25 protein-coding genes are annotated in these 24,268 nt (G+C 63.1%); 4 read left to right on the forward strand and 21 right to left on the reverse strand.

Translation table 11 applies throughout. The features are described from left to right. Positions 1-7: 7 nt before the first annotated feature. Together EPN33_03540 and EPN33_03545 are read right to left on the reverse strand one after the other, a co-directional pair. On the reverse strand, positions 8-2,689 hold the full coding sequence (locus EPN33_03540) for a hypothetical protein (GenBank protein TAN23901.1): 2,682 nt from the start codon (positions 2,687-2,689) through the stop codon (positions 8-10). Continuing rightward, complete coding sequence (locus EPN33_03545; protein ID TAN23902.1) at positions 2,686-4,965, reverse strand: hypothetical protein; 2,280 nt, start codon at positions 4,963-4,965, stop codon at positions 2,686-2,688. Before EPN33_03545 ends, EPN33_03540 begins: the two co-directional genes overlap by 4 nt. A 69-nt stretch (positions 4,966-5,034) precedes the next feature. Here EPN33_03545 and EPN33_03550 point away from each other — a divergent pair, with 69 nt between their 5' ends. Then, positions 5,035-5,217 (forward strand): hypothetical protein, encoded by a 183-nt coding sequence (locus EPN33_03550; protein TAN23903.1) that lies wholly within the window; start codon positions 5,035-5,037, stop codon positions 5,215-5,217. A 4-nt stretch (positions 5,218-5,221) separates the two neighbouring features. Here EPN33_03550 and EPN33_03555 read toward each other — a convergent pair whose 3' ends face one another. The 17 genes from EPN33_03555 to EPN33_03635 form a co-directional block, all read right to left on the reverse strand. Further along, positions 5,222-5,605 (reverse strand): hypothetical protein, encoded by a 384-nt coding sequence (locus EPN33_03555; GenBank protein TAN23904.1) that lies wholly within the window; start codon positions 5,603-5,605, stop codon positions 5,222-5,224. Beyond that, a complete protein-coding gene (locus EPN33_03560; GenBank protein TAN23905.1) occupies positions 5,602-6,069 on the reverse strand; it encodes a hypothetical protein in 468 nt (155 codons plus the stop codon). Before EPN33_03560 ends, EPN33_03555 begins: the two co-directional genes overlap by 4 nt. 4 nt (positions 6,070-6,073) lie before the next feature. Then, positions 6,074-8,911, reverse strand: coding sequence for a hypothetical protein (locus EPN33_03565; protein ID TAN23906.1), 2,838 nt, complete (start codon positions 8,909-8,911; stop codon positions 6,074-6,076). Next, a complete protein-coding gene (locus tag EPN33_03570; GenBank protein ID TAN23907.1) occupies positions 8,908-9,111 on the reverse strand; it encodes a hypothetical protein in 204 nt (67 codons plus the stop codon). Before EPN33_03570 ends, EPN33_03565 begins: the two co-directional genes overlap by 4 nt. Positions 9,112-9,126: 15 nt before the next feature. Further along, positions 9,127-9,813: a hypothetical protein gene (locus EPN33_03575; GenBank protein TAN23908.1), complete on the reverse strand. Its 687-nt coding sequence runs from the start codon at positions 9,811-9,813 to the stop codon at positions 9,127-9,129. Next, on the reverse strand, positions 9,814-10,626 hold the full coding sequence (locus tag EPN33_03580) for a hypothetical protein (GenBank protein ID TAN23909.1): 813 nt from the start codon (positions 10,624-10,626) through the stop codon (positions 9,814-9,816). Continuing rightward, positions 10,623-11,330 carry a zinc ribbon domain-containing protein gene (locus tag EPN33_03585; protein TAN23910.1) on the reverse strand — a complete coding sequence of 236 codons (708 nt, stop codon included), beginning with the start codon at positions 11,328-11,330 and terminating at the stop codon, positions 10,623-10,625. The genes EPN33_03580 and EPN33_03585 overlap by 4 nt, the downstream gene beginning before the upstream one ends. 9 nt (positions 11,331-11,339) lie before the next feature. Continuing rightward, positions 11,340-12,008: a hypothetical protein gene (locus tag EPN33_03590; protein TAN23911.1), complete on the reverse strand. Its 669-nt coding sequence runs from the start codon at positions 12,006-12,008 to the stop codon at positions 11,340-11,342. A 230-nt stretch (positions 12,009-12,238) separates the two neighbouring features. Further along, complete coding sequence (locus EPN33_03595) at positions 12,239-13,477, reverse strand: hypothetical protein (GenBank protein ID TAN23912.1); 1,239 nt, start codon at positions 13,475-13,477, stop codon at positions 12,239-12,241. Between the two features lie 64 nt (positions 13,478-13,541). Continuing rightward, positions 13,542-14,813: a hypothetical protein gene (locus EPN33_03600; protein ID TAN23913.1), complete on the reverse strand. Its 1,272-nt coding sequence runs from the start codon at positions 14,811-14,813 to the stop codon at positions 13,542-13,544. Next, the gene (locus EPN33_03605; protein TAN23914.1) at positions 14,803-15,105 is read right to left on the reverse strand and encodes a hypothetical protein; all 303 of its coding nucleotides are present in this window, start codon (positions 15,103-15,105) and stop codon (positions 14,803-14,805) included. The genes EPN33_03600 and EPN33_03605 overlap by 11 nt, the downstream gene beginning before the upstream one ends. Before the next feature lie 38 nt (positions 15,106-15,143). Further along, complete coding sequence (locus EPN33_03610) at positions 15,144-15,671, reverse strand: hypothetical protein (GenBank protein ID TAN23915.1); 528 nt, start codon at positions 15,669-15,671, stop codon at positions 15,144-15,146. Continuing rightward, on the reverse strand, positions 15,664-15,870 hold the full coding sequence (locus EPN33_03615; protein ID TAN23916.1) for a hypothetical protein: 207 nt from the start codon (positions 15,868-15,870) through the stop codon (positions 15,664-15,666). The genes EPN33_03610 and EPN33_03615 overlap by 8 nt, the downstream gene beginning before the upstream one ends. Then, the gene (locus EPN33_03620; protein TAN23917.1) at positions 15,867-16,220 is read right to left on the reverse strand and encodes a hypothetical protein; all 354 of its coding nucleotides are present in this window, start codon (positions 16,218-16,220) and stop codon (positions 15,867-15,869) included. Before EPN33_03620 ends, EPN33_03615 begins: the two co-directional genes overlap by 4 nt. Next, positions 16,211-16,711, reverse strand: a complete 501-nt coding sequence (locus EPN33_03625; GenBank protein ID TAN23918.1) for a winged helix family transcriptional regulator — start codon at positions 16,709-16,711, stop codon at positions 16,211-16,213. The genes EPN33_03620 and EPN33_03625 overlap by 10 nt, the downstream gene beginning before the upstream one ends. Further along, the gene (locus EPN33_03630; GenBank protein ID TAN23919.1) at positions 16,711-16,998 is read right to left on the reverse strand and encodes a hypothetical protein; all 288 of its coding nucleotides are present in this window, start codon (positions 16,996-16,998) and stop codon (positions 16,711-16,713) included. Before EPN33_03630 ends, EPN33_03625 begins: the two co-directional genes overlap by 1 nt. Before the next feature lie 117 nt (positions 16,999-17,115). Further along, positions 17,116-18,294 (reverse strand): hypothetical protein, encoded by a 1,179-nt coding sequence (locus EPN33_03635; protein ID TAN23920.1) that lies wholly within the window; start codon positions 18,292-18,294, stop codon positions 17,116-17,118. A gap of 456 nt (positions 18,295-18,750) precedes the next feature. Here EPN33_03635 and EPN33_03640 point away from each other — a divergent pair, with 456 nt between their 5' ends. The 3 genes from EPN33_03640 to EPN33_03650 are packed head-to-tail and all read left to right on the forward strand — an operon-like array spanning position 18,751 to position 21,280. Then, the gene (locus EPN33_03640) at positions 18,751-18,984 is read left to right on the forward strand and encodes a hypothetical protein (protein ID TAN23921.1); all 234 of its coding nucleotides are present in this window, start codon (positions 18,751-18,753) and stop codon (positions 18,982-18,984) included. A gap of 4 nt (positions 18,985-18,988) precedes the next feature. Further along, complete coding sequence (locus tag EPN33_03645) at positions 18,989-20,035, forward strand: gluconolaconase (GenBank protein TAN23922.1); 1,047 nt, start codon at positions 18,989-18,991, stop codon at positions 20,033-20,035. After that, complete coding sequence (locus EPN33_03650; protein TAN23923.1) at positions 20,036-21,280, forward strand: competence/damage-inducible protein A; 1,245 nt, start codon at positions 20,036-20,038, stop codon at positions 21,278-21,280. On the opposite strand, the gene EPN33_03655 is transcribed toward EPN33_03650, so the two are convergent. Further along, complete coding sequence (locus EPN33_03655) at positions 21,277-23,424, reverse strand: dehydrogenase (protein TAN23924.1); 2,148 nt, start codon at positions 23,422-23,424, stop codon at positions 21,277-21,279. The genes EPN33_03650 and EPN33_03655 overlap by 4 nt on opposite strands. A gap of 59 nt (positions 23,425-23,483) precedes the next feature. Continuing rightward, positions 23,484-24,257, reverse strand: coding sequence for a response regulator transcription factor (locus EPN33_03660; protein ID TAN23925.1), 774 nt, complete (start codon positions 24,255-24,257; stop codon positions 23,484-23,486). Between the last annotated feature and the right edge of the window lie 11 nt (positions 24,258-24,268).

The raw sequence follows: 24,268 nt of genomic DNA on the forward strand, positions 1-24,268 counted from the left end.
TGCCGATTTACGGGAATACTCGGACGTTGTAGGGCGTGGCAGCCGGCGTGAGGCTGCCGGAGGTGTCATTGCACACACGCACGGTTACCGTACCGGCGGCGCTGACCCAGGCCTGCCAACTGAATCCGGCGCCCGGATCGGTCTGTGGTGAGGCTGCCACCGCCATGTTTGTGGCGGTGCCGGCGACTGCTAGCGTGGCGCTCGTGCAGGCTCCGGCGCCCAGCGCCGAGCCGCCGATGTCGGCTGTCGTCGCGGTGAGTGGAAGTTGTGACGCAAGCGCGACGGTGCCGGTTGTCGCAGGTAGGGTGATATCGACGTTTCCAGGCGATGACGCTGGCATTAAGACTGCATAGCCATTGCTGTTTCCGAGATAAAGCGATGCCCAAGGCAGCGCGGAGCTGCCAAGCACGGCGCCGCCGGCGCTAGCCGGCGATGCACCGCTAGCCAGCATGTGCACCGCCTGCGAATAGTCATGGCTCACCGTCGCAACCGTGACCCCTAGAGTCAGGTCATCTACGCCATTCGTCACGGTTAGCCGTCCAGAAGAATTGTACTGTGAGGCTGGTCCGTAGCTGGACGCGCGCACGATGTTGTTGGCGTAAGGTCCGACAATGCCGCTGATGTTCGTGTTTTCCAGGACGACACCATTCGCCAGGGTGAGCGGTGTCGTGGTGCTGTAATAGTCGTACGTGTTAGGCCCGATCGTGGTGCCAAGAAACCAGCCGTCCACCATGGCAGTCAGAGTCTGCGAGCCGCTCGGCATCTGGATGACGAAGTTATTGCCCGTGATAGTGTCGCCCGTGCTGAAATCCCACGGCGCAGCCGCTGAGCCGGCCTTGATAATCGCGGTCGAGCTAGACGCAAGCTGGCTCAGTTCATTGCCAGTGACTGAGATGCCCGTACTACCGGGAGCGAGTACGATGTCGGGAACGTTTCCCTCCATGTACACTCCGGCGATTTTTCCACCGTCGCACGCCATGTTAATGCCTGCGCCTCCATTGTGGTATACGCGCCCACCAATGACGGAGCATCCCTCCACGGCGAAGCTGCCAATGCCAATGTCGATGCCGTCGCCAGCATTCGCGCTCGCCGTGGTGTCCGTGATCGTGATGGCGGTGCCGTTGCCGGAAGGGTTTTCGGCGAAGGAAATCCCACGGTTGTTCGAGGTGGCGTCGGAGTGATCGATGCCGAATTGCTCTGCGCCCATCACCCATATACCCGCGCTCGCCTCTGATGTGCCGAGCGGGTCGGTGAACGTTCCAGCTGCGCCGTCCGCCATCACCCTCGTCATCGAATCAACCCCGGACCCGCCCGGCCCGTTGTACCACTCGAAATCAGGCCCGCTCGTTGTCGCGTTGCCACTGACGTATAGATCCCGGGCGCTGTTGCCGACAACGTTTAATTCCATAATGGCGGCGCCGGCGCCAGTGTTGCAGATGTGCGTTGCATTGGCGCCGTCGCCTGCCAGAGAAATGGCACTCCCTGACACGACTATCGGAGCGTACGTGATCCAGCACGGCAATCCAGGCCCAGCGGGGAACGTGTTCGTTGTAGTCAGCGTGCTCGACGCCGGAATGTGAACGACGCGGGCGCTTCTCGTGATCGCGGACTCCGCCGAGTTCACCGCCTCTTGTATGCCATCGGTTGCGCTGGCAATCGTCCACGTTCCGCTATGGCTGTTGGCGAGCGTGCCGCAAACCGATAGCGCGGTTCCTCCGGGGCACTCACTGGCTCCTATCCCGAGAATATCGAATGCCTCTGCCGTGCCCGTTCCGCCGCTGATGTAGGCGCTCGTTGGCTGTCCCACGACCATCAACACGTGGCTGCCCATTGCCGATGCGTTTGCCGAGAGCGTACAGGCGGTCGCGGAACTGCAAGACGAAATCGTCATGGCCGCGCCGTTCAGGCTGACGCTTTTGCCCGCAGCCCAGTTCGGATTGAACTTGTCACCCGCGACCCAAGTCACGTTGGGTGATCCCGACGTTGTGCTGACGTAGCTCAAGGCGCCAGAAGCGACGCCCAAAGGGAGCGCCGGCCACGGCGGAGTAATCGTCACGAGATTGCCTGCCGCGACAGCCGAGGCCACAGGCTCGCTCCAGTCGAGGAGATCGGCGTGGATCACACGCTCAACCGGTGCGTAGCTGGTCCCAGTCCAGACATAACGGAGATCGTTGCCGGCGCGGAGATCCTCTACTGCGACATTCATGGCTCCAGCAGCGCCAACGAGCTGGGCGGTGCTGCCGTCCCACAGGTTACTCACCACGACGGTTCCGCCGCCCTGGGCGGCTGCGGAGGCGATGGCTTCGTTGAGGCCGAAATTGGCGGAGGTGAGCCGAAATCCGCCCGGGTGGGGATAGGTAAACGCGGCGGTCATACTACAGGACGAGCTGCCGCAGGTAACGGCCGTGGGTGTAATGATCTCACTATTGCTGCCGTCCTGTACCTCGACCGGTACGCCGGTGATCACGGGAGCGATCGAGCCGTTACCCACTAGAGACACCTGCGATGGGTTGACGATCACCGTCGCCAATCCCGGCGCCAGTACCGGCGTGATCGTTGACGCCTGCCAGCCGGAGAATGCGGCGGGATAGAAGCGACCGCCGAGCTCGGCAATTTGCGTGCTGGACACCTGAGCAGGAACCCGGGTCCACAGGAGCAGAGTTAGGAGTGAGAGCAGGTAGATCTTCATTGCATTGATCTTAAGTCCGGACGGGGAGCTGCTGCGGTCAGAGGCTGCAGGGCGTACTTGTGCTGCAGCAGGTGCAGCAGTACGTTTTCATAGCCCGCCGGTGACGCGGCTTTGGCTTGCATGCCTTTGCTGGAAACCGCCCAGTCCTTGATGGTCTGAATATGGACGATGTGATCATCGATTTCGACATCGACGGGAATGCTGGACGCCAAACCGCCATTTGCGGCGGGGATCGGTTGGCTCAGCATCAGACCTTCGATTTCCATGAACTGCTTGGAGCGGTTGTCGTCGGCAGGATCGACGAGATCGGGCAAACCGAGGTAACGGCTGACGATGGGACGGTTCACCGGTGCGCCAACGATTTCAAGCAAATCGGGATCCTTGGTTTGTAGGATGGCCTCGAGCGACTGGCGAATCTGGCCGAAACTCTGCGGGAAATCTTCATCGGCGGTGGGCGTCGCAATGACGTTGCCCCGGATGTCGCCGAGCCGGATGTAATCGCTTTGATAGCCTTCGCCGTGGCCTTCCACGACCATTTCCACATCTTCGGTGCGGTTGCGCTTGAAGCACTCGATGGCCAGCGTCATTTCGCGGGCCTCAGCCGCGCGCATCTGCTTCCAGACCAGGGATAAGCGGCCCATCGCCTGCTCGCGCGATTGTGCGTAAGCGGAGGCTGTCTTCAGGCTGGGCATGCCACCGCCAAAAATGGAGGGTAGCGCGCCGGTAATGAATTCGCCGGCTTCGGCCAGGCGTTCCTGATCATTCCAGAGGTTGGGATCTACATGAAAGACCGGTTGTTCGATCATGCTGGCGAGCGAATGCTGTACGCCAGCGTTTTCCACGATCACGGGAACGTAACTGCCCGGCTGCATGCGTTTGCGGGTGAGCGCCTCGCCGTTGATGTAACGGGCATCGTACAGGATCGGCGGCGCCGACGCCATTTCGCGGTACTCCGCCAGAATATTGGCGCTGTCGTTGATCTGGCGCTGAATCGAGAGCGCATCGGCGCCCAGCGCATCACTGTACATGCCGATGCCGGGCTGGCCCTGGCAGATCACCCAGCTATCATCAAGGCGCTCGGCTTCAGCATGCAGAAACACGTCGCCGGCGAATTCGACGCGGCAGCCGTCGGGAAACGCCTGCAGCAGCCGTGCGCGCATGGCTTCATCGCAGTGCGCCCAGAAGGCTTCCGGCCGCAGCCAGGCACGTTTGTAAGTGACCAGCCGCGACATGGGCAGCGAATTCCACGAGCCTTGCGCGTCCGCCAGCGAGAGCCGCACGATGCGCTCGTAGGTATCTTCGCCGCTGGCGCCGGGATCGTTGATTTGGCTGGCCTTCTGCGGATAGGCCGCGCGCAGCACCGCCTGATGCATTTCCTCGCAGCAAATGAAGTAATAGCAGTCGCGCTGGTTCATCGCCTGGGGTGGCACTTTGAAGTAGAGCGGACCATAACAATCCAGCTTTTCGGCGCCGTTGGGCACGGGGCGGGTTCCGAGGGGGAGTGGCGCCTGGATGGTCTCGGCGGTCTGAAAACTCTCCGGCCCCATCAGCAGGCCGCAATGTGGGCAGGCCACCGGGCCACCGGCAAGGATGCCACCGGCACGTGCATCGTCAGCGGGCGTATAGCCGCCGCATTGGTCACATTCCCAGCGGTCGGGCAGCACTTGAATCGCGTGCTCGGTCAATACCGGCTCAGGATGGTAACCGAACAAGCCGCCATCGACGACATAGCGGACGTAGGTAGCGAAACAACCTTCGTTCCACAAATAGTAGGCTTTGCGGACGCGCAATACATCGAGCTTGTTATTGCGCGCCACCAACTCCGCGACGCGGGAAGCCGCTTTAGCGGTTGCTATGTCGTCCTGCGATTCCGCTGATACCGGCAGGTAGCTGATCCGGGGTGGCGCCTGGATCAGAGCGGCAATCACGCTCAAGCCCCAGGGGCGATACACGTTTACCGTGTAGTCGAACCGGGGCATATCCTCCCGATTGATGTCGTCGCGCTCAAACGGCGTATGCCAGGCCGAGTCCTTGGTCGAAAACCAGATATTCTGGTTGCCCTTCCAGAATTCCTCCGCTTCCCGCCACGAGCGTACTTTATGGCGCCGCACGGCATCCGATTCCAGCTCGTAGGCGCGGACCAGCTCGCGCAGGGCGTCCTGCATGTCCTGGGGAAGTTCGGCTTGCTCGAGCAGCGGTGATTGCGCATCGGGCTGTTCGGCGCGATTGGGCGGATCGTCCGAAAGCAGGGGATCGAGTGGGAAGGGAAGGGTCATAGGCCAGGTTGCCTGCGGGAGTTGCATTTATATGACAGGTGTGCCATTCTGCCGCCGTCGGAGGTCCTCATGGCACTGACGGCTTCATTCCACGGGATGGATGAAATGCTGAAACCACCCAACAAGCGGCTTTATCACAACAACGACGGCTGTCCGTCGGCGACGGAGATTGCCCCAACCGAGCGTCAGACGGGCACCGGAGGGTACCGGCTCTGCAAGGAATGCGAACGGCTCGACCGGAAAGAAAATTGAGAGTTTACAACTCCTGATAGAAGGGGGTGTAGTCCTGATTGCTGCGCCGGAAGCCGAGGCGGACGAGCAGCGGCTCCATGCCGGCGAGCAAGCGATTGGGAACGAATACGTGTGCCTCATCGGCGCCGAGTGCACGGAGCTGGCCGGCGAAACGCGCGCGATCGCGCACTGCGGCCCGCACGACTAGGGAATCAGCGCCGACGAACATGAGTTCGATAGTGACGTGGGCGCCGACCGCACCGATGATCTGACCGTCTTTTTCGGCTACTTCCACCAGTACAAAGCGGGGGTCGGCGAGGTCCGGAAAGGCAAACGCGGCGTTTTGAGCCACATGCCGGGCACGCAGAGCGGCTTCATCCGCTGAGCGAAATGGGCGCCAGCTAATCATGATGTGCGCAAAGCTCCCGCATTGAGCGCCACTACGCCGTAGCTGGTGGCATACGCCGCCCAGGCGTTCCAACTTGAGCCCTGGTAACGGCTGCGGAGCTGCCAATAGCGGGTCTCATTGGGATCTACGATGTCACGCGTGCACTCGCCGTAGCCGAGAGTGTAGATGTTCACCGAGGCTTGCAGATTGAAGCTCTGATTGAGCGCGCTGCGGATTTGGTGCTGCACGGGCGCTGTGGCGTTGGCCGGCGTAGTAATTTGAATCACGAAATGACCTTGGTTGGCGGTAATCAGCCAGTGCGCAGGAGGGGGAGCGGGTGCGGCCGCGCCCCCCGAAGGTGCACCCAAGACCACGCCGGTCGCCCGCTCCAGTGCGTCACTCTGGTTGGCGAGCGTGGAGAGAGCCTGAAACAGCAGCGGATTGCTTACCGCGAAGCCGTTGATGTAGCTACGGTTGATCGGCATGGGGTCAGGGAATGACCGCAACCTGGAAGATGGTGCCCGCGGTCCAGGTCACGCTGGCGCTGGTGAGGTTGCAGACGGCAATGGTGACGTGATTGGCCGTATCGATATAGGCGCTGAAAACCAACCCGGCAGGGGGAACTGATTGCGGAGTGACGGTGACGACATTGCCGACGGCAACGCCGGTGGAAAAACTGACTCCGCCCGTGATGCATTGGCCGGCTGTGTAGGTTCCGCCCCAGGCGGTGCCGGAAGCGCCACGGACGATGGCGGGATCGGTGTTGATGGCCTTGCCACCGACGGTTCCCGCATCCATGGCCAGGGTTCCATGAATATAGGGACTGCCCTGGAATTCCGGATTGCCGGTAAACGTTCCGGCCAAAGCACCGCCGCCGTTCACGGTGAGCGTGCCATTAATGGTGGCTGAGCTCTGAAACAAGGCGCCCTGAGCGACGTTGAGGCCGCCGTTGCCGGTGACGTTGCCGCTGGCATCGACCCGAAACAGCGGGTGTGAATCCGTCGAGTCCTCAATGTCGAGCAGATAGCCGGTCGGCGCGGTGTCGGTCGCCCGCTGGATCATGATCCCCGAATCGCCGTTGGCCATCTGCAAAAAGTCATAATCTGCGGTCGGGCTGACGGTGCCGGGCGGCCCGATGCTGCTGAACTCGAAGTGCTTGTTGGGGCCGACGTACTCCTGACAGACGCCGCTCGCCGGGTTGGCCAGGTTGAAGACTGGGCAAAAATCATCACCGCCGTTGCCGGCAATGTCGGTCATGATCGCCCATTTGTAGACGCCCTGGTTGTCGAAACGCAGCCAGTTTTGGTCGTTGGAAGTGGAGTTGCCGTCCAGGTCGAGCTGCGCCGGATTGCTGACCATGGCGCCGCCCTGCACGCCGCGGATGCGGACCACGCCGGTGGGCGATTCGATGGTCGTATCGTGCAGCTCGGTGCCAAAGCTATCGGTGAGCTGATCGGTGCCCCCGAGGGTGAGCGCGCCGTAGCCCAACTGGGTGATGGTGTTGGGCTGCGCGCCGCTGCACTGGTTCGCCGCGGTGATGGTGCCGCAGTCGCCGATCAGCAGCACACGGCTGAAGTTGGGAGTGGGTCCGGTGATGGTGGCGTAGACATTCGCCGGAGCATAGCCGGAGTAGGTGTTGCCGCTCACCGTCATCATGACCGCGCCCAGGTTGAGCGCGGTCACGCTCGCATTGGCCGCGTTGAACAGGCTGCCCGTGACCTCGCAGTTGATACAGCCGGCACCGTTGTTGCCCGACACGCCGCCGCCCGCGACCAGTTGGCCGAGGAACACGTCGCCCTGGCCGGCCGTGTTTCCGTTGCCCTCGAAATAATCGCCCTGCAGATCGATGTTGTGGCCGGAGTAGTTCGCCGGCTGCGAGACCTGCTGCCAGTAGCCGTAGGCGCTGTTGTACTCGATATCGTCGCCCGTCCAGACGTGGTCCCAGCCGCCGTCGTCGAAGACACCATAGACATTGTGGTCCACCGTGTCGCCGGCGAAGGTGTCGCGGTTAGCGCTGCCGCCCACCAGGCGGACGCCGTAGTAGTCGGCGGTGAAATGCGAGCCGGTTACCAGGTTGTCGTAGGCATTGCCGTTCGCAGAGTCGAAATACAGGCCATCGTGGGCATCCTCGCCCACGTCGCTTATGAACTGCGTGAGGGCGCAACTGACGCAATGAAACGCCGCGCCGGTGTCGCTGCCGCTGCCGCTCACACCCTCAGCCGTGATGTACTCGATGGTCACATTCCGCACTGGCGCCGCAGCCGTGCCGATGTCGATTACGTCCGTATTGGGTGTCAGTTGCTGCATGGTTGAACCGGCAAAACCGGTAAGCCGGACCGCGCGGGCCAGGACCAGTGGTGCATGCAAGGTTGCGGTGGTTTCATCGTCAACGACCCAGCCGCCGGATCCCGCCGCGTTCACTGCTTCCTGCAATCCGCTGGTTGCGGAAGTCAACGTCCAGGTGCCGGTGTGACTGTCCTGCGGCGTGAAGGAGATGGAGGATGTGCCGGTGCTGGTTACCGTGACGACTTCGGGCGCGCCCGTACTTCCCGACAGGTACAGCGTATCGCCGGCCAAGATCCCTTTTGGCACGGGGCCGCTCAGCGTGACTACGGTTGCTGATCCTCCCGTCAGGGGTGTGTTCAAGGAGATAGGTGCAAAGTTAAACGAGTACGCGAACAGGGCGCCGTTCAGATTGCCGGCCCGAAGCGCTGTCAGCGTTGTTCCGGAGGTACTTGAGAAACTAGCGAAGGCGACCGGCTCGCCACCGTTGCCTAAGCCGTAATAGGTCCACTGGCCACCCGTCCCGTCAATCAACAACACTTCGGCAGGAAGCTTGACCAGGGGCAGCAACGTTGTCATATTGCCGCCGAAGCCGGGATCGGCCTCGACAATGCCGCCACCATGGGCCGCTTCATAATTGATCGCCTCCTGTAGTCCATCGGTGCCGCTCGAAACGATGAACCGGCCAGGATGAGGCTTGGTGAAGTCGGCCGTAATCGAACAAGTCTGGCCGGTCGACGGGCAATTGGCGGCTAAGATGGTAACCGTTTCCGGATTGCCATCTCCGGCAATGAGCAACGCATCGCCCACGGCAAAAGGAGAGAACGAAGTGCCATCGGGAAGAGTGAATCGAGCGGCAGCGGCTTCCATGGTGAAACCCTCCGGCTGGCCATTCCCGACGATGGGTCCCTGCGCCTGGGCGCTCCAATGGGAGAACGCGGAAGCAAGTACAATCCCCGGGGTGCTCGGGCGCGCTTGGGCGCATGCCATCACCGCCAGCAGTGCCGCGCTGCCCGCGCTCCAATGCACGTGCGCAAATCTCATTTGCTGATCTTAATGTGCGGATAGAGACGATGCACGTTGCGGCGGATAATGGTCTGCTCGCGCGGCGTGGCAAATTGTGTAGCGCGAGCCAGGGCAGCGCGGGCGTGGGTCGTATCGGGAATGGGATATGCTCGTTTGCGGGGAAGGGCGAAGGCGCTATCGGGTAGATGCTTGCGCTGGTTGACTGTCAGTAGACTCATGGGTATCTCCAAAAACTAAATCCAACGGCCGGCGGGCGACCACCAGCCCGGATCGCGGAAGGGACGTTGACGGCGGGTTTCGCCCTGCGCATCCATGATTTGGCGCTGCACCCACCGGTAGAGCAGGTGCCGCGCTTCGGCGATGTACTGCTGCCCCAGGGCCTGCTCGCGCATGGCCGTGGCCATCAGGCCCGCGGTCCAGTAGCCCAGTATGGTGGCGATGCCGATGGCCCCCAGGGCCTGCGAGCCGCTGGCAAGTACCGGCCAGAGCTGCTCAAAGCGCACTTCCAAATCCAGCGTCTGGGTCGCGCCGATAAAGTAAACGTTGCCGCCGCGCCATTCGTAGCTGCGATTGAGGTCGTCGGCCGGGCGGGCAGGCAACTCGGCCGTGCGCTCCATTCCGAACCAGTTGTTTGCGTCGGTTCCGGCCTGGCGCTCGCGGATGGTAAGGGGTGCGGCAAGGTTTTGCAGGACCCCACCGGGCGCAATGTAGGCGCCAAGATCGGTGGCATAGGCTGGGAAGCCGGGAATGATGACGACCGCTTCGGCCGCGGTCACCTCGCGTGCCGCCACGCCTTCATCCCGCAACGCCGAATAGGCGATGTTGAGATACGGCATGAGGCGGGCCGCCGGAAACATCTCGCCGCCAGTAGGATCCAGCAGAGCCTGCGCGCGCGCAATGGCTGTGGAGGCGGGCTGCATTTAATTCTGCACCCAGGCGACGGTTGAAGTGTCGCTGGTGGAGCTGCTGCTGATGATGATCTGACCGCCCGATTCGGTGTAGCTCAAAATGCCCTGCGTTCCACCTTTCGTGGCTTCGGTCAGCGACATCGGTCGCGACCCGGTAATGCAACCGGCGCTCACGGTCACTGTTCCGGCAACCATGGCGGTCGACACACCTGAGCAGCCCAGCGCGGCGATGTTATTGCCGCCCATTAGTACGCTGGTGCCGCTGATCGCCCACATTTGTCCGTAGTTGCTACCGCGCCAGGTGAACCACTGGAAGGAGCCGCTGCGGGTATCGGCAATCAGGGTATTGGCATTGCCCCCAGTGAGCGCCGTCTCCGCACTTGCGGAACCGGTAAAATCGGTGCCGACAACCACGATGCCGCCACCGTGGCTATCGCACCAGTTCACCGCTTCCTGCAGTCCCGCATCGGCTGAACTCAAGGTAAACGAGCCCGGATGGGCGTGGGCAAATGTCGCGGTGACGCTGCACACACCTGCCGTGCACGCGACGGCCGTCGGCGTGACGGTTTCACTCTGGCTCCCATCGTTGACGCGCGCGGGTACATCCGTGGCTAGAGGCTGAAACGATGGGCCTCCAGCAATAGTGAGCGTCGCCACCGGAACCTGGACCGTCTGACTTCCAGCGGCAATCGGTTGACTGTCGACGCGAATCAACCATTGACTGAATGCCGCTGGGTCATAACCGAGGGGCGTGCGGTATGAGGACTGCGCGGCGGCAAGCGCCGCCACCGCCGTGATGGCAAGAATTATGCGATAGCTTTTCATTTTTCCTCCTGTTCCGGCGCGAGCTTGGCCCGGCAAAAGTGGCATATTTTGGCAGTGCTGCGGATGCTTTCGCCGCACATGGGGCAATCGCGGCGGTCAGATTCTGAGCGGGTAATGGTGATCCAGTCCGGGAGTTTGGCGATTTCGCCGGTCGTGCATAGCGCCCGCGCCGCGTCGCGCATGCGGTCGGTTAACAGAGCGTGTTGGTGATAGCGCGACCAGGCATCCTGACCCTGCTGATAGAGGCGCCGGTACCAGGCATACATCCTGGTTTTGGTCGCGGCTAGCTCTTGCTCTGGAGGTTCGCCCTCACCCGCGTACCAGAAAACGCCGCCCGTGTCGCGGTACTCGCGCTCTACCTCCTTCGCGAGCTCGATGGGCAGAACGCTGACCGGGGTGAAATTGCCGTCGCCCAGATCGCGCATCGAGATGCGGTAGCGATCCAGCGGCAGTGTCTGCACTGGCTGCTCCGGAGTTGCTGCCGCCAGTTCGATGGTTCCCAACTCACCGAGGTTGACGGAGAGTGGAAAGGGAAGCAGGCTGACGATGGTTGCCTTTTCCCAGCCCCGACGCTGCAGCTTGGCGTGCTCTTCGCGCACCAGCCGGTCGCGCAGGCGGTCGCTTACGCCTCCACCGCGCAAGGCTTCGCCGAAGATTGCATTGTAGTCTGCTCCGGTCGGAGCAATGCTTGTGATCGTTGACATGGATTCTCCTTAAAGCGGATGTTGCCGGATGCCGATGCGCTCCGCCATTTCGACCAGAGCAGGACGGTGCGAACCGCCGTAGCCCACCATGGGAGCGCCGTGAAATGCGGGTGCAGCATCGTCGAATAGATCGGCGGCAAGCTGGTCGAATTCCGAATCCCGGTGTTGCTGCTCCTGCTCCGCGGCGAGCGTGCGGCGCCGGGCGCGGGCAGCCGGTGACGCGGGTGCGTTGCTCAATCCGCGCTCGCAGGCGTCAATCGCCAATGTGACGTGACGTTCGGTGGGATACCAGTACATGCGCGCGCCGATATCCTCGTAATCTCCGCGGTGCGGATAGTCACCGAGCGCAGCAATGCCACAGGGCAAGACTGTGCCTCCGGTGGCAGCCGGACGATACCACTGCTCCGGCACACCGTAACTGGACGCCGGCGCCCAGCGTTCGATCAGCCAGCAAACCTCGCCTGGATACTTCGGAACCCGGCGCATGGCCGCCACGCGCCGCAGTGCGCGCCCGCCATCCCAATCGGTCCACTCACCGCCCGAGCGTTCCCGGCGGGAGGGCGCCCAAACCAGGCGGTAGCGCGGCTCGCCGAACGGATTGGTGCCGTAGCGGCGGACCAGCAGCCGCTGCAGCCAGCGCGGCGCCTGCCGGCCGCAGATGTCGTCGCGAAGAATCATTGCCGGTCTGCGGGCAACTGTGCGGTGTGGAGATCGTGGAACGTGGCGACCAGAGCGCGTGCATCCGCGCGCGCAAGTTTGTGCCAGCAGAGGTTGCAAAAACCGGAACGGCGTGTCGCCGGGCGGCGCAGACAGGCGCGGCAATTGGGCATTGGGGATACCTCGGAAAGCAGCGCCCGCCATCAGCCCCTGGAAGCTGAGGCTGATGACGGCAGGCTGCTGGCTGTTGGTTAGTAGCCGCTCGGCAGTGCCAGCCCGGTGATCGAGCTGACCGACCTCGGGTTGTCAATAAAGAATTGGACACCGGTGACCAGATAGAACAGATAGCTGGCCGCGATGCCGCCCGAAGTGCCGTAGACAGGGAAAACCGTCGCGCCGCCGACTTCGTAGTAGTCGATCGGCAGCCATTCGACCCGGCCCCAGGTCTCCAGGTTGATCAGGTCCATGCGCGCGATATCAGCATGAATGTTTTCCTTGATCTTGATGCCGCCCAGGGTCTTGTTCTTGAACAGCAAGTCCAGGTCGTGATTCACTCCCTGGGTCATGACCTCATTGATGTTGAAGCCCAACTGCTCGTAGGCGGCCACCTGCGCCGGATGGGCATGCCACAGCAGATTCCCCAAGCCATCGGCGCCGATCGCCTGCCGGATCTGGTTGTAAGCCAGCCGGATGGGTGGCAGCGTGAGCGCGGCATTGCTGGCATTCACGCCGTTGGCCACCGCGTAGGGGTTGGCGCGCGAAATCCCCATCCAGGTGCCCGAGGTCGAGCTGTTCTGATGGTAGGGAATGCCGTATATGAACGTCGGCTGCGCGCCGCTGACACCGTCGACCACGAGCACGTCCGTTGCAAGGGTGCCCAAGGGTACCGCGTTGACGGTAATCGTCTGCGGTCCGCCCAGCGTCTTGGTCACGGCCGTGATGGTGCACGTGCCGCGATTGGTCGTGAGCGTGGCGTCATAGACTTGCACATTCTGGTTGTCATGTACCAGACGCGCGCCAAAGGGCGTGTCGGCCAACGTGATGACGTTGCCGGCAACGCTCAAAACCGTGCCGAACACGCCATTACCGGCGGTTTGCAGGCTGGCGTCGAGGTCGCGCCGGAACTGCTTCATGGCGTCGGCCACGTTGCGCTTGGCGGCGTTTTCAATCGCTTTGTCGCTGGCGTCGGTGGCGTATTCCACCAACTTGGTGATTTCCACCGCAAAGCGGATGCCCACCGGCGTGATCTGCGCGAAGTCGTAGCTGGTGCCCGAGCCGCGCCCCAGATCGCCGCCGTCGAAGCTGGCGTAGCCGAAGGCGCCGCCAGGCATGACCTGCAGAGGAATGCGGGCGGTGCGGGTCGAGACCCGTTCCACGTCCCGCTTCTGAATCAGGCTGAAAAACGTGTCGTCACGCTCGTACAGGATTGGCAGCTTGGGCCGCACCTTTTCGAGCTGCAACGCCACGGTCTGTGCATTTTGTAGGGCCATCGAAGATCTCCGGTTGACGGTTAAGGTTTACTCCGCTGGATGGATGAGCCGGTGGAGCTGGCCGTCAGGCCAACTCCAGGATTTCCCGGTCGGTGAGGCGGCGGCCCAGCCGTTGCTCGGCCTGGCGGACCAGGTCGTGCCCGCTGGGCGAGCGCGGCGCACTGGGTGCACCGGCGGCCGCGGGCTCGCGGCGCGCACTGGCCGCTACCGCCTGCCGCTGCTGCTGGCGCTGGCGCAAGCCTGCGCCGGCGCGCTTCAGGATCGGCTCCAGAATGTCGCGTCCGTTCTGGCGTACCCAGGCATTCGCCTGAGCCACCATCCGGGCGCGCGTCGCCGGAACCAGTCCGCCTTGCTGCAGGATGTCGGACAAGGCGGCGTTATGCACCTTGTCCTCATCCGCCGAGCGCACCACCGCTTCGAGAAAGTCGCGCGTGATGCTTTCCTTTTCGTAGTCGGACAAATGGGCGTTGCCCAGAATGCCGCCTACGAACGCGCGGATTTCCCGCCCGGCTTCCTCGCCGGTTTCGTCCAGAAACGACTCCAAGGCATGCTGCTCCTCCTGGCTCCGCCGGGATCGGAGTTGCTCGAGTTCCTCGAGCTGCTGCCGGATATGGGGAGGCAAGCCGTCGCCGTCAGAAGTGGTGCGCGGCGCAGTATCACCTGACGCCTGAGAGGTTGAGGCGCCTCGGCTCGATTTCCAGCCGAGATTCTCTCTGATGGCTGCTACCGCATCACCCAAAATTCGATTCTTGCCCTCACCGGCGCGTTCTTCCAGACCGGCCAGGAAGGCTTGCTGCAGATAGTGCACGTTGCGCTCGTACGCGCCGGTTTGGCCGCTGGCTTCATAAAGGTCGCGCCAGAAGCCTTCGGGCTGGCTGCCGAAGTAGGTCTGATCGTAGTGATCCAGCGTGTCGCGGGCAGCCAACGCCTCGCGTGCCTGGCCCAGACTCGGCAGTGCATCCTGATAGGCGGCCAGCTCCTGCGAGCGGCGCGCCATCTGATAGAGCTGAGCTTTGACGCGGGGATTGGCCTCGGCAGCCGCTGCCAGTTCGGTATTGTCTTGGAGCAGGCGGCTGAGCGCCGCGGGACCGAAGCGTGCGGCCGCCGGAGCCGGTTGCGGCTCCGTCTGGACTGGCGCCGCCGTGGCAGCGGGCGCATCGTGCGCTGCCGCCGCCTCGTCGTCAGGGTAGTCGAGCTCAACGGGAACGGGAGCCTCGATCCCAGCCGGCTCCGGGGCGGGGGTATTTACCTCGGCATCCGGCGCCGGCGCCGCTTCGGCCTGGGCAGGGGACTCTGGGGCAGCGGCGTCCAGAAGGGCGAGATCGTCATTGGGCATGCAGGTTCTCCTGAAGTTTTCGGGCGGCGGCTTCGCGCCGCAGTTGTTCGACCAGCCGGGCTTTGCGATCTCGGGCGGCGCGCTCGGCTTCGCGGGCCTCAATCCGCTTACGCCATTCGCCGGCGGAAAGCGGCGGGCGATGGCTCGCCGCGTCGGCTTGCTGCACCGCGGTCACGCGCGGCTGAAACCGGCTGTCCTCGGGGTGGAAAATAGGTGCCGAGCCGGAAGCAAACAGAGCGTTGTCAACTACCCGTTCGAGGCGTTGTTGCGTTGCCGCCAGTTCGGTCCGCAAGCGCTCGCATTCACGCCGGCTTGTCCTCCACGGCCAGTTCATGCGGCCACCTCCGTGGGAGGAGGAGCAATGCGCCGGGCCGCGTACTTGGCCCAGATGGCTGCGACGTAGTCCCGCATCTGGTCGGCGTCGCAGTGCTTCCCCTGGCAGACGGCGAACGGCAGTTGCGGCGCAACTTCGGCCCAACGGTGACCGGGTAACCCATCCCGCTGCACCAGTGCCTGTGCGGCGAGCACGTAGCCCGATCCGCCGTTGTAGCTTCCGAGGCCGAACTGAATGGCCTCGTCGGGCGATTCTTCCGTCCACATGGCGATGCATTGCCGCAGGAAGCTGGCGCCCAACTTGACGTTGTTGTGCGCGTCCAGCAGTGACGTGCGGGCCCATGCGGGAAAACTCGCCGGCATGAGTTGCATCAGGCCCAAAGCGCCACAAGGAGAGATGGCGTGAGGATCGAAGCTGGATTCCTGCTCGATCACGCCGTAAAGCAGCCACCAGTTGAGTCCATTGGCTTCGGCAGCGGTCGTGATCAGCGGATAGAAGTGCGCCGGGCTGGGTTTGTCATTCATAGCCGAGTCGCTCGCGAATTGTGTGTTCGGTGAACGCTTCGCCGTGGCGTAGGTGGTTGAACACCGCCGTCCGCAGCACCGTAATGTCGCGGCGGACCGGCTCCAGCTCCTGGCGGATGATGGCGCGCACCGACCACTGCATGAAGGTGCCCAGCACCACCGTAGCCGTGGCGAGCGCCGTAAGCGCCTGCCAGTTCATACCGTGGCCTCCGACTCTTCCACCCGCACCCGGGTCGGGGTGCCGGTAGCGGAGCGCAATTGGCAATAGACATCGGCCGCGCGATAGTTAAAGGCGGAAGCGCCATTTGCGGCGTTTTGTTCTGGTAGCCCCGCAAGCCCGTCGTGACCGGCCCCGGTGAAGGCGATGGGCGTGCCGGGCGCAAAGGTGAGCGTGGTGCTGAAGCCGTCGGCAGGGAACTGTGCTTCCAGTCCCTGCCCCGCAGCCGCGCCATCTTCGACGATGCTGACCGAGCGCGCGGGAATACTGGCCGGAATTGGCGTGAAAGCGCCGGTTGCAGCGTTCAGTGCAATGAGGCGGTTCACTGACATGGGAGCACCTCCAGGTGCGTGGCGTGGGTCACCCAGCGAAAACCAAAGCCGCGCAGCGTCTCGATGTGCCCTGCGCCTGGGCCTAACTTGTGCCGCAGCCTCATGACATGGTTGTCCACATTGCGCAACTGCAATTCCGTGCCTGCCTCGCCCATCACTAAACGCAACAAGGCGGCGCGAGAGATCCCTTCGCCCGGCTGCTCCATCAGCGCGCGGAGCAGTTTGCTCTCCATCGTAGTCACCGCAATCGTCTGACCAGGGCCGCGGAGCTCAAGGTTGGCGGCGTCCAGTGTCCAAGGGTCCGCAACGACTTGCGGAACTTCCCGCTGGGCGCTCTGTGCCGCTTCTTCGCCCAGTGCCGCCAGCAGCGTGGCCATTGATTGCAGCTCCTGGCGGAGTACGGCGGCATGGCCGCGCCATACGGAGGTGAGCCCTCGCCGCCGCAATGGGCGGCTCGCCGGGCTCGGGAGGGTCAGTAGTTTGGCGCTCATCAGCGTGCCTTCGCTGCGGTCGCCGCCTTCAGGCCCAACTGAGCTTTGATACTGGCGAACAGTGCCAGGGCCTCTTTGCCCACGGTGATGTCAAGCTGGAAGTTCAGGAACTTGTCGTTCACGACTACCGCGGCGTCACTCAGCATTTGGACGAATTTCGGCAAATCCTGGTCGAGCACGGCGTTGGCCTCGGCCACGTCTTTGCCAATGGTGATGAGCGCTTCGGGAATGGCCTCGATAACCTTCCCCAGGGCATTGAACGGAATTTCCCAGGCGGGCAGGGACATGCGGATCTCCTTTGAGGTGGATTGTCAGTTGTCAGTTGTCAGTTCTCAGTCCTCAGTGCAACGCTCAGAGATGCCGAGGCAAGACTGAGAACTGAAAACTGACAACTGTGAATTGGCTTAATGGGCTAGCAGTTCGAATCCGAGATTGAGATTTTGCGGTTCTGTGGTGTGGTCATCCGCCGCGAGGGCGACGGTCACCGGGACGCCGGCAGCGAAAACACAGGAGTTCGGCGCGCCGGAGGACGGTTCCGAGCTGGCGGTTGCAGTGGCAATCAACAGGCCCGCAAACGTACAGGTGGTGGTTCCGTCACTCACCGTGATGGTGAGGCCATGCGTTCCACCCGCGCCCGCCGCCTGCGCGTTGATGTCGATGCGCGCAATGCCGATATTTGTGTTGGGCGTCCACGACGCGAGCAGGGCTCCCGGCGCAGGGGCCGCGCCCGCCCAAAATGTGCCGAAGAAGCCCGGACCGACATTGCCCGACTGGGAGATGGAAAAGCCGTTGAGATCCAACCCGGAGCGTATGCTTTGCGGAATGTTGGAGTTGACTGGATTGGTCAGCAGTGGCATAGGGAATAGCACGGCCGGGTTGGTCGCCAGCGGCTCCAGTGCCCCGACGTTTGCGCTCAGACCCTCCAGATACCAGTCGCGGGGGAATCCGGCCAGCGTGGTGCCGTGGGCGTCCTGCAAGGTCACCGTGTACCAGGTTCCAGTAGGCAAAATCTGATCATTGAACAGCAACGTGCAGGCCGTCGTGTTTTGGGTAGGCATCGCGTTCCCGGCAGCCAGCGGCGCCGCTTGGGTGTAGCTTGCCCAGCCGGTCACGCTCCCCTGAACGGTCTCGGCCGCGGGCGAGTTGCCCATGAAGACGGTGTAGCCGCTCGCTGTCACGGGCTGCAACGTCGGCGGGTTGATCACCAGCTCCCCCGCTTGGCTTAAGATGAAAACGCCCGGGGGAGAGGCAATCGTCGTTGTACCGCTTGGACCTTTATAGGCAATCGAAACGAAATAGGTTCCAGCGGTCAGCGTCCCGGTTCCAGCAAAGGCGCTACCGGCGGGAGTGGCCTGTGGGTTCGGCACACCCACCACTGAGCCGTCGGTTGAGGTATAACAGCTTACCTGCGCTGGCGCCAGATAGTTACCGCCGCCGCTTGTAGCCGCCTGGCTCAACTGTAACAAAAGCGTGCCGCCAGCGACCGGATCCCCCGTCGGCAACACGAATTTCCCGTTGAGCGTGCCTTGCGCGCTGCCGCCGGCTGCGAGCGCCAGAATCAGAAAAAAAGTCCAGGGTTTCATGCGTGGTTAATCGTGCGGCCGTTCATGAGATAGCCGGCGCATAGCTCCGTCCAGCGGACGCGTTCATCGACGTATTGTTCGTAGCCTCCGGTACCGGCAAGCAGCACCAGTTTGCCCTGATCGTCCAACCGGGCTTTCCGGCTCTCTACCAACCGCATCGCGCGTGGCCCGCTGACATGCTGACCGGGAGCACAAGCGAGTTCAACTCTTCGGTATGACATCACGCACTCCTGCCGTCCCATCGACGATGCGCACCCTCGGTATCCGGCGGGCTGCCCGGTTCAAGAGTGAGTTCGTCACTCCTGAAATTGCTTACGAATAATTAGAGGCGAGAGATGCCTACGGCGTTGGCTGAAAGAGCCGTCACTTTTCTGTATCAGGAATGTGCTATCACGCGCACCGGATTGATACAAAACTGAGTAAGTCGTGACCCGCGAATACAACCTCTAAGTGGATATGAAAAACTGGAGGCTGTGCGGAGATGCCGTCGCGGCGCTACGGGGTCCTTCGGGCCGGAGGCCAACGCCGCTGGAAGTGGACATGGCGATCTGGTGGGGGTGCTGGCTGGGCCGCCGGCGCGGCGTCTGGGCGTGGCGGCGCTGGCAACTGCGGCGGGCGTTGCAGCGGCAAGCCGGCGGACGCGTACTGCGCGGCCGTTTCTATGCCTGGGATCCAGGCGCGCTATGCTGAAGGCATGGATGTTCCCAGGATTCATGCGCTGGAACCAACGGCCGCCTTGCCGGGCGGTGAGGTGCGGATTCTGGGATCGGGTTTGCACGGAGATGCCCAGCAGCCCGGGGTGCGGATCGCCGGTCTGACGGCATCCCTGGTGGCGGCTCGCAACTCGATGTTGATCGCGCGCGTGCCGGAGTCCGCCGTATCTGGCCCAGTGGAAATTGAAGTGAATGGGGCCGGCGCGGTGAGTGCGCGCGTGAATCTGGAGGTCGGCGTGCAGATTGCGGAAAACCTGCATCCGGTATGCAATCCCGTGCTCGATGCGGAGGGCAATATCTATGCCACCCTCAGCGGAGCGCGCGGACAGAAGACTCCGGTCAGCATCTTCAAGCTTGACGCCAACTACAGCATGAAACCCTGGAGTAGCGCCCTGACCAATCCCAGTGGCCTGGCGTTTGATAGCCGCGGCGTGCTCTATGCCTCCAGCCGCTTCGACGGTTCTGTATACCGCATGGCTGCCAACGGCGCGGCCGCTCTGGTGGCTCAGGGCCTGGGTGTAGCTACTGGCATTGCGTTCGATGCGGCCGGCGATCTCTATGTGGGCGACCGCAGCGGCACCATCTTTAAAATCGATCAGCAGGGAAATACGTTTGTCTTCGCCACCCTCGAACCCAGTGTGGCTGCGTATCACCTTGCCTTCGGGCCCGATGGGTTCCTCTACGCCACCGGACCGAGCACCTCGAGTAACGATGTGGTGTGGCGCGTAAACCCGCACGGCGCCGTGACGACGTTTTTTCAGGGCCTGGGACGGCCCCAGGGGCTGGCATTCGATGGAAACGGAGATTTGTATGTAGCCGCTTCCTGGCGCGGGCAGCGCGGCATTCTTTGCATAACGCCGGAAGGGAAAGCGAGCTGCGCCGTCAGCGGGCAGAACCTGGTCGGGCTGGCCTTCGCTCCCGCGGCACAGCGCGCGCCGGCGCCGGCGGCACTCGTCTTAGCGACCCACACTTCACTTTTTCATTTGCCCTGGCCGGTGCTGGGATTGCCGCTACCACCACAGAAATAGATGCTGGCCGAAATACTTGCCGTCGGCAGCGAACTGCTCGGCTTCACGCGCCTCGACACCAACTCGCTATTTCTGACGCGCGAGCTGCTGGCTCTCGGGATCGCAGTCCAGCGGAAAACGGTGCTGCCAGATGATGCACAAGCTCTATCGGCTGCCATCCGCGCTGCGCTGGCGCGCAGTGACGTGGTGCTGTGTACCGGTGGGCTGGGACCGACCGAAGACGATCGCACCGTCGCCGCGGCGGCCGAGGCACTGGGGGTCGCGCTGGTTCCCGACGTGGCTGCGACACGGCACCTGCGCCAGTGGTTCCGGCGCCGGCATCGGCCTTTCCGCGACATGCAATTGCGGCAGGCACGGCGCCTGGCCTCGGCGGCGTGGCTACCCAACCCCTTGGGTACGGCTTCCGGTCAGTGGTGCGAGCAGAACGGAAAGATTCTGGTTCTTCTTCCAGGCCCCCCGCCCGAGCTCGAAACCATGTTTGCAGCCTCGGTAAGGCCAAGACTGAAGGTGCGGGTGCCCGTCATCGCGCGTGCCGTACGCGTGTTGAGCACCGCGGGTTTGGGTGAGGGCGAAGTCGATGCCCTCGCCGCGCCTATCTACCGCCAGACACTCAATCCGGTCACCACGATTCTGGCGACGGCCGCACCGCAGGTGGAATTGCATTTTCAGGCCACCGGCACCACGCCTGCAAGTGCACAGGCGCGCGCGGATCGCCTGGCGCGCCGCATCGAGCGCAAGCTGGGCCTGGCGGTATTCAGCCGCGAACAGCAGACTCTGCCCGAGGTGGTGGGCAACCTGTTGCGCGAGCGGCGCCAGACCCTCGCGCTGGCGGAAAGTTGTACCGGAGGCATGCTCGCCGAGCGGCTCACCACCGCGGCTGGCGCGTCGGATTTTTTTCTGGGCGGTGTGGTCAGCTACGCCAACCAGGCGAAGCAGGACTTGCTGGGCGTCCGCCCGGCCACGCTCGCCCGCTACGGTGCGGTCAGTGCTGCCACCGCCCGCGAGATGGCCGATGGCGCCCGCGAACGCTTCGCTTCCGACTGGAGCCTTGCCATCACGGGGATTGCCGGGCCCGGCGGCGGCAGCGCCCGCAAACCGGTCGGAACCGTTTTCATCGCCTTGGGCCGCCGCGGCAAAGGCACGGAAACATTTCCTTACCGCTTTTACGGCGATCGCGACCGCATCCGCCGCTTCAGCGCCCAGACCGCGCTCAACTGCTTACGACTGGCGCTGCTCGGCCGTTAAAAGCGGAGGAGATCGCTGAGCGCGCGGTGCACATCGGCCGCTTGCGGCAGAATCGCGTTTTCCAGCAGCGGCTGGTAGGCGCAAAAGACGTCTTTGGCAGCCAGACGGCGCACGGGTGCGTCCAGGTCATCGAAGAGCTCGTCCGCGATCCGGGCGGCAACTTCAGCGCCATAACCGAAGCTGAGCACGTCCTCGTACGCGACCAGCGCACGCGAGGTTTTACGCACGGACGTGGCAATCGCCTCCCAGTCATAGGGGGCCAAGCTGCGTAGGTCGAGCACTTCCACCTCAAGGCCCTGCTCGTGCGCCAGCTTATCGGCCGCCTGAATCGCGCGTGGCACCACGGCGCCGTAGGTGATCACGGTAGCATCCCGGCCTACGCGCGCAATCCGCGCCTGGCCAAAGGGAATGCAGTAGTCCTTGCCAGGGTGCGGGCTGCGGTTGGCCGGTTCGCGGTAGAGCCGCTTGTGCTCCAGAAACAGCACCGGGTCCTCGCCACGCAGCGCGGTGCGCAGCAAGCCGCAGGCATCCGCCGCGGTTGACGGCATGGCCACGCGGAGTCCGGGAATGTGGGTGAAAATCGATTCGCCGCACTGGCTGTGGTAGATCGCGCCTCCGGTGAGATAACCGCCGATGGGCACGCGCAACACCACCGGCGCCGCGAAGGCGTTATTCGAGCGCCAGCGCATCACCGCCATTTCGTTCCGGATCTGCATCATGCCCGGCCAGATATAGTCGAAAAACTGAATCTCCGGCACTGGTTTGAGGCCGCGCGTTGCCAAACCGATGGCGCTTCCGATAATCGTCGCTTCCGCCAGCGCCGAGTTGAACACACGATCGCTGCCATAGTTGCGCTGCAGCCCGCCGGTAGCCTTGAACACGCCGCCCTTGCCTTTGACCTTGTCCAGATTCTGCTCGCGCGTGCAGTCGGCGACATCTTCGCCGAATGCCAGCAGGCGGGGATCGCGCCCGAATTCCTCCTGCAGACAGGTGTTGATCAGGTCGATCATGGTCTGCGGCTTGCCGCCCGTATCGGGCGCGCTGGCGAGCGCCGGCGCGGTCATGTCGACATCGGGCGAATACACGAAGTCGTAAATCGAGCTGGGGTCGGGCAAAGCCGCCTTCACGGCTTCATCGCTGGCCGCAATCACTTCGGCGTCGACCGCCGCTTCCAGCTCGTCCAGATCCGCCGCCGACGCAATGCCGCGCGCGATCAGATAGTTGCGCAGCCGTGGCAGCGGATCGAGCTTGGCTTCTTCTTCCCGTTCCTCGGCGGGGCGATACAGCCGTTCGTCGTCCGATTGCGAGTGCGAATAAGGCCGGATGACATGTGCATGCACCAGAGCCGGTCCTTTGCCATTACGGCAATACTCATGCGCGCGAGTAATCGCGGCGTAGCTTTCCACCAGATCGCAGCCGTCACATTCCATTACCAGCAGGTTAGGGAAGTCCCGCACCACCTGCGAAACCCCCACGCCGGGTCCCTGAAGCTCGGCGGGTACCGAGATGGCGTAGCCATTGTCTTCAATCAGGAACAGGACCGGCAGCTTTTCGCGGCAGGCCCCGTTCAGTGCCTCCCAAAACTCGCCCTGGCTGGTGGAGCCTTCCCCGCCGCTTACCAGCACCACTTCGTCCTCGTGGTGGATCACCTTTTGTGGATGGGGATGCTCTCGCAGCCAGTCGTCCACCTCGGGATGACGATTGAGATACCGTCCCGCCTCGGCGCAACCCAACGCCTGTAGATACTGCGTACCAACCGGCGAGGAGCTGCTCACCAGGTTGTACGCGGCATGGCCCCAGTGAGACGGCATTTGCCGTCCTCCCGAGGCCGGATCACTCGCCGCTCCCACCGCTTCCAGCAGCATCTCCAGCGGCGTTACGCCCAGCCGCAGACAGAGAGCGCGATCCCGATAGTAGGTATAGGCCCAGTCGTACCCGGAGCGCAGGACGTCCCCGGCCGCCACGGTAATGGCCTCATGGCCGGCGCTGCTGATCTGAAAATAAATCTTTTGCTGGCGCTTGAGCAGCAGCTCGCGGTCGTCCAGCTTGCGCGAGGTGACCATAACGCGGTACAGCTCGCGCAGGCGCTCGGGACCGGGTGCCGGCGTGGTAGTGGTGGGGGTCGCTTCAGCCTTGAGAGCCATCAAAGCCATTATCGAGGCTACCGTTCGGGTGCGTCAACAGACCGTTCGGTTGGGCGCACTTAGAGTTTGTACAGTTCGCGCAGCCGGCGGCTTTGATTCCGGCTGACGGGCACTTCGGTGTGGTTCTTGTCGCCCATCCGCAGTTGGAAGCTGCTGTTGAACCAGGGTACCACTTCCCGGATATGGTTCAGATTGACCAAATACGAGCGGTGGGCGCGCCAGAAGTGCGTTTCGTCGAGCGTCGCCTGCAGCTCTTCGATGGTGTGGTACGCTGATTGCCCCTCCACTTGCCGCGTGGCAATCACAATCACGCCATCTTCGATCTTGGCGAAGACGATCTCCTGCGGATCCAGCAAAAACTGCCGTCCACCGGCTTTCATCACCACTTTGGTCGCCGCCGGGGTCTTGCGCGTGTCGAGCATCTGCAGCACCCGGTCAATTTTGCCCTCGACCGAATCCCCCGCCGCCATCTGCCGCTTGACCTTGTCCATCGTCCTTGCCAGCCGCGACGTATCAAACGGCTTGAGCAGGTAATCGACGGCATTGACTTCGAAGGCCTGCAGCGCGTATTGATCGAACGCGGTTGCGAAGACCAGGCACGGCAACGGAATGTGTTTGCTTTCCATCATGCGCACCGCGCCGAAGCCGTCGAGGCCCGGCATTTGCGCATCCAGGAACATCAGGTCCGGTTGGTGCTGCTTGGCCAGTTTGACTGCATCCAGCCCGTTCTGCCCGGTGGCGACGACCGACACTTCGGGAAACGAGTGCAGTAAAAAGCCCAGCTCTTCCCGCGCAAGCTTTTCGTCATCCACAATAATGGTCGAAATCGGCACCGCTGCCCCTC

It is taken from the genome of Acidobacteriota bacterium (assembly GCA_004299485.1).
Classification (GTDB): domain Bacteria; phylum Acidobacteriota; class Terriglobia; order Terriglobales; family SCQP01; genus SCQP01.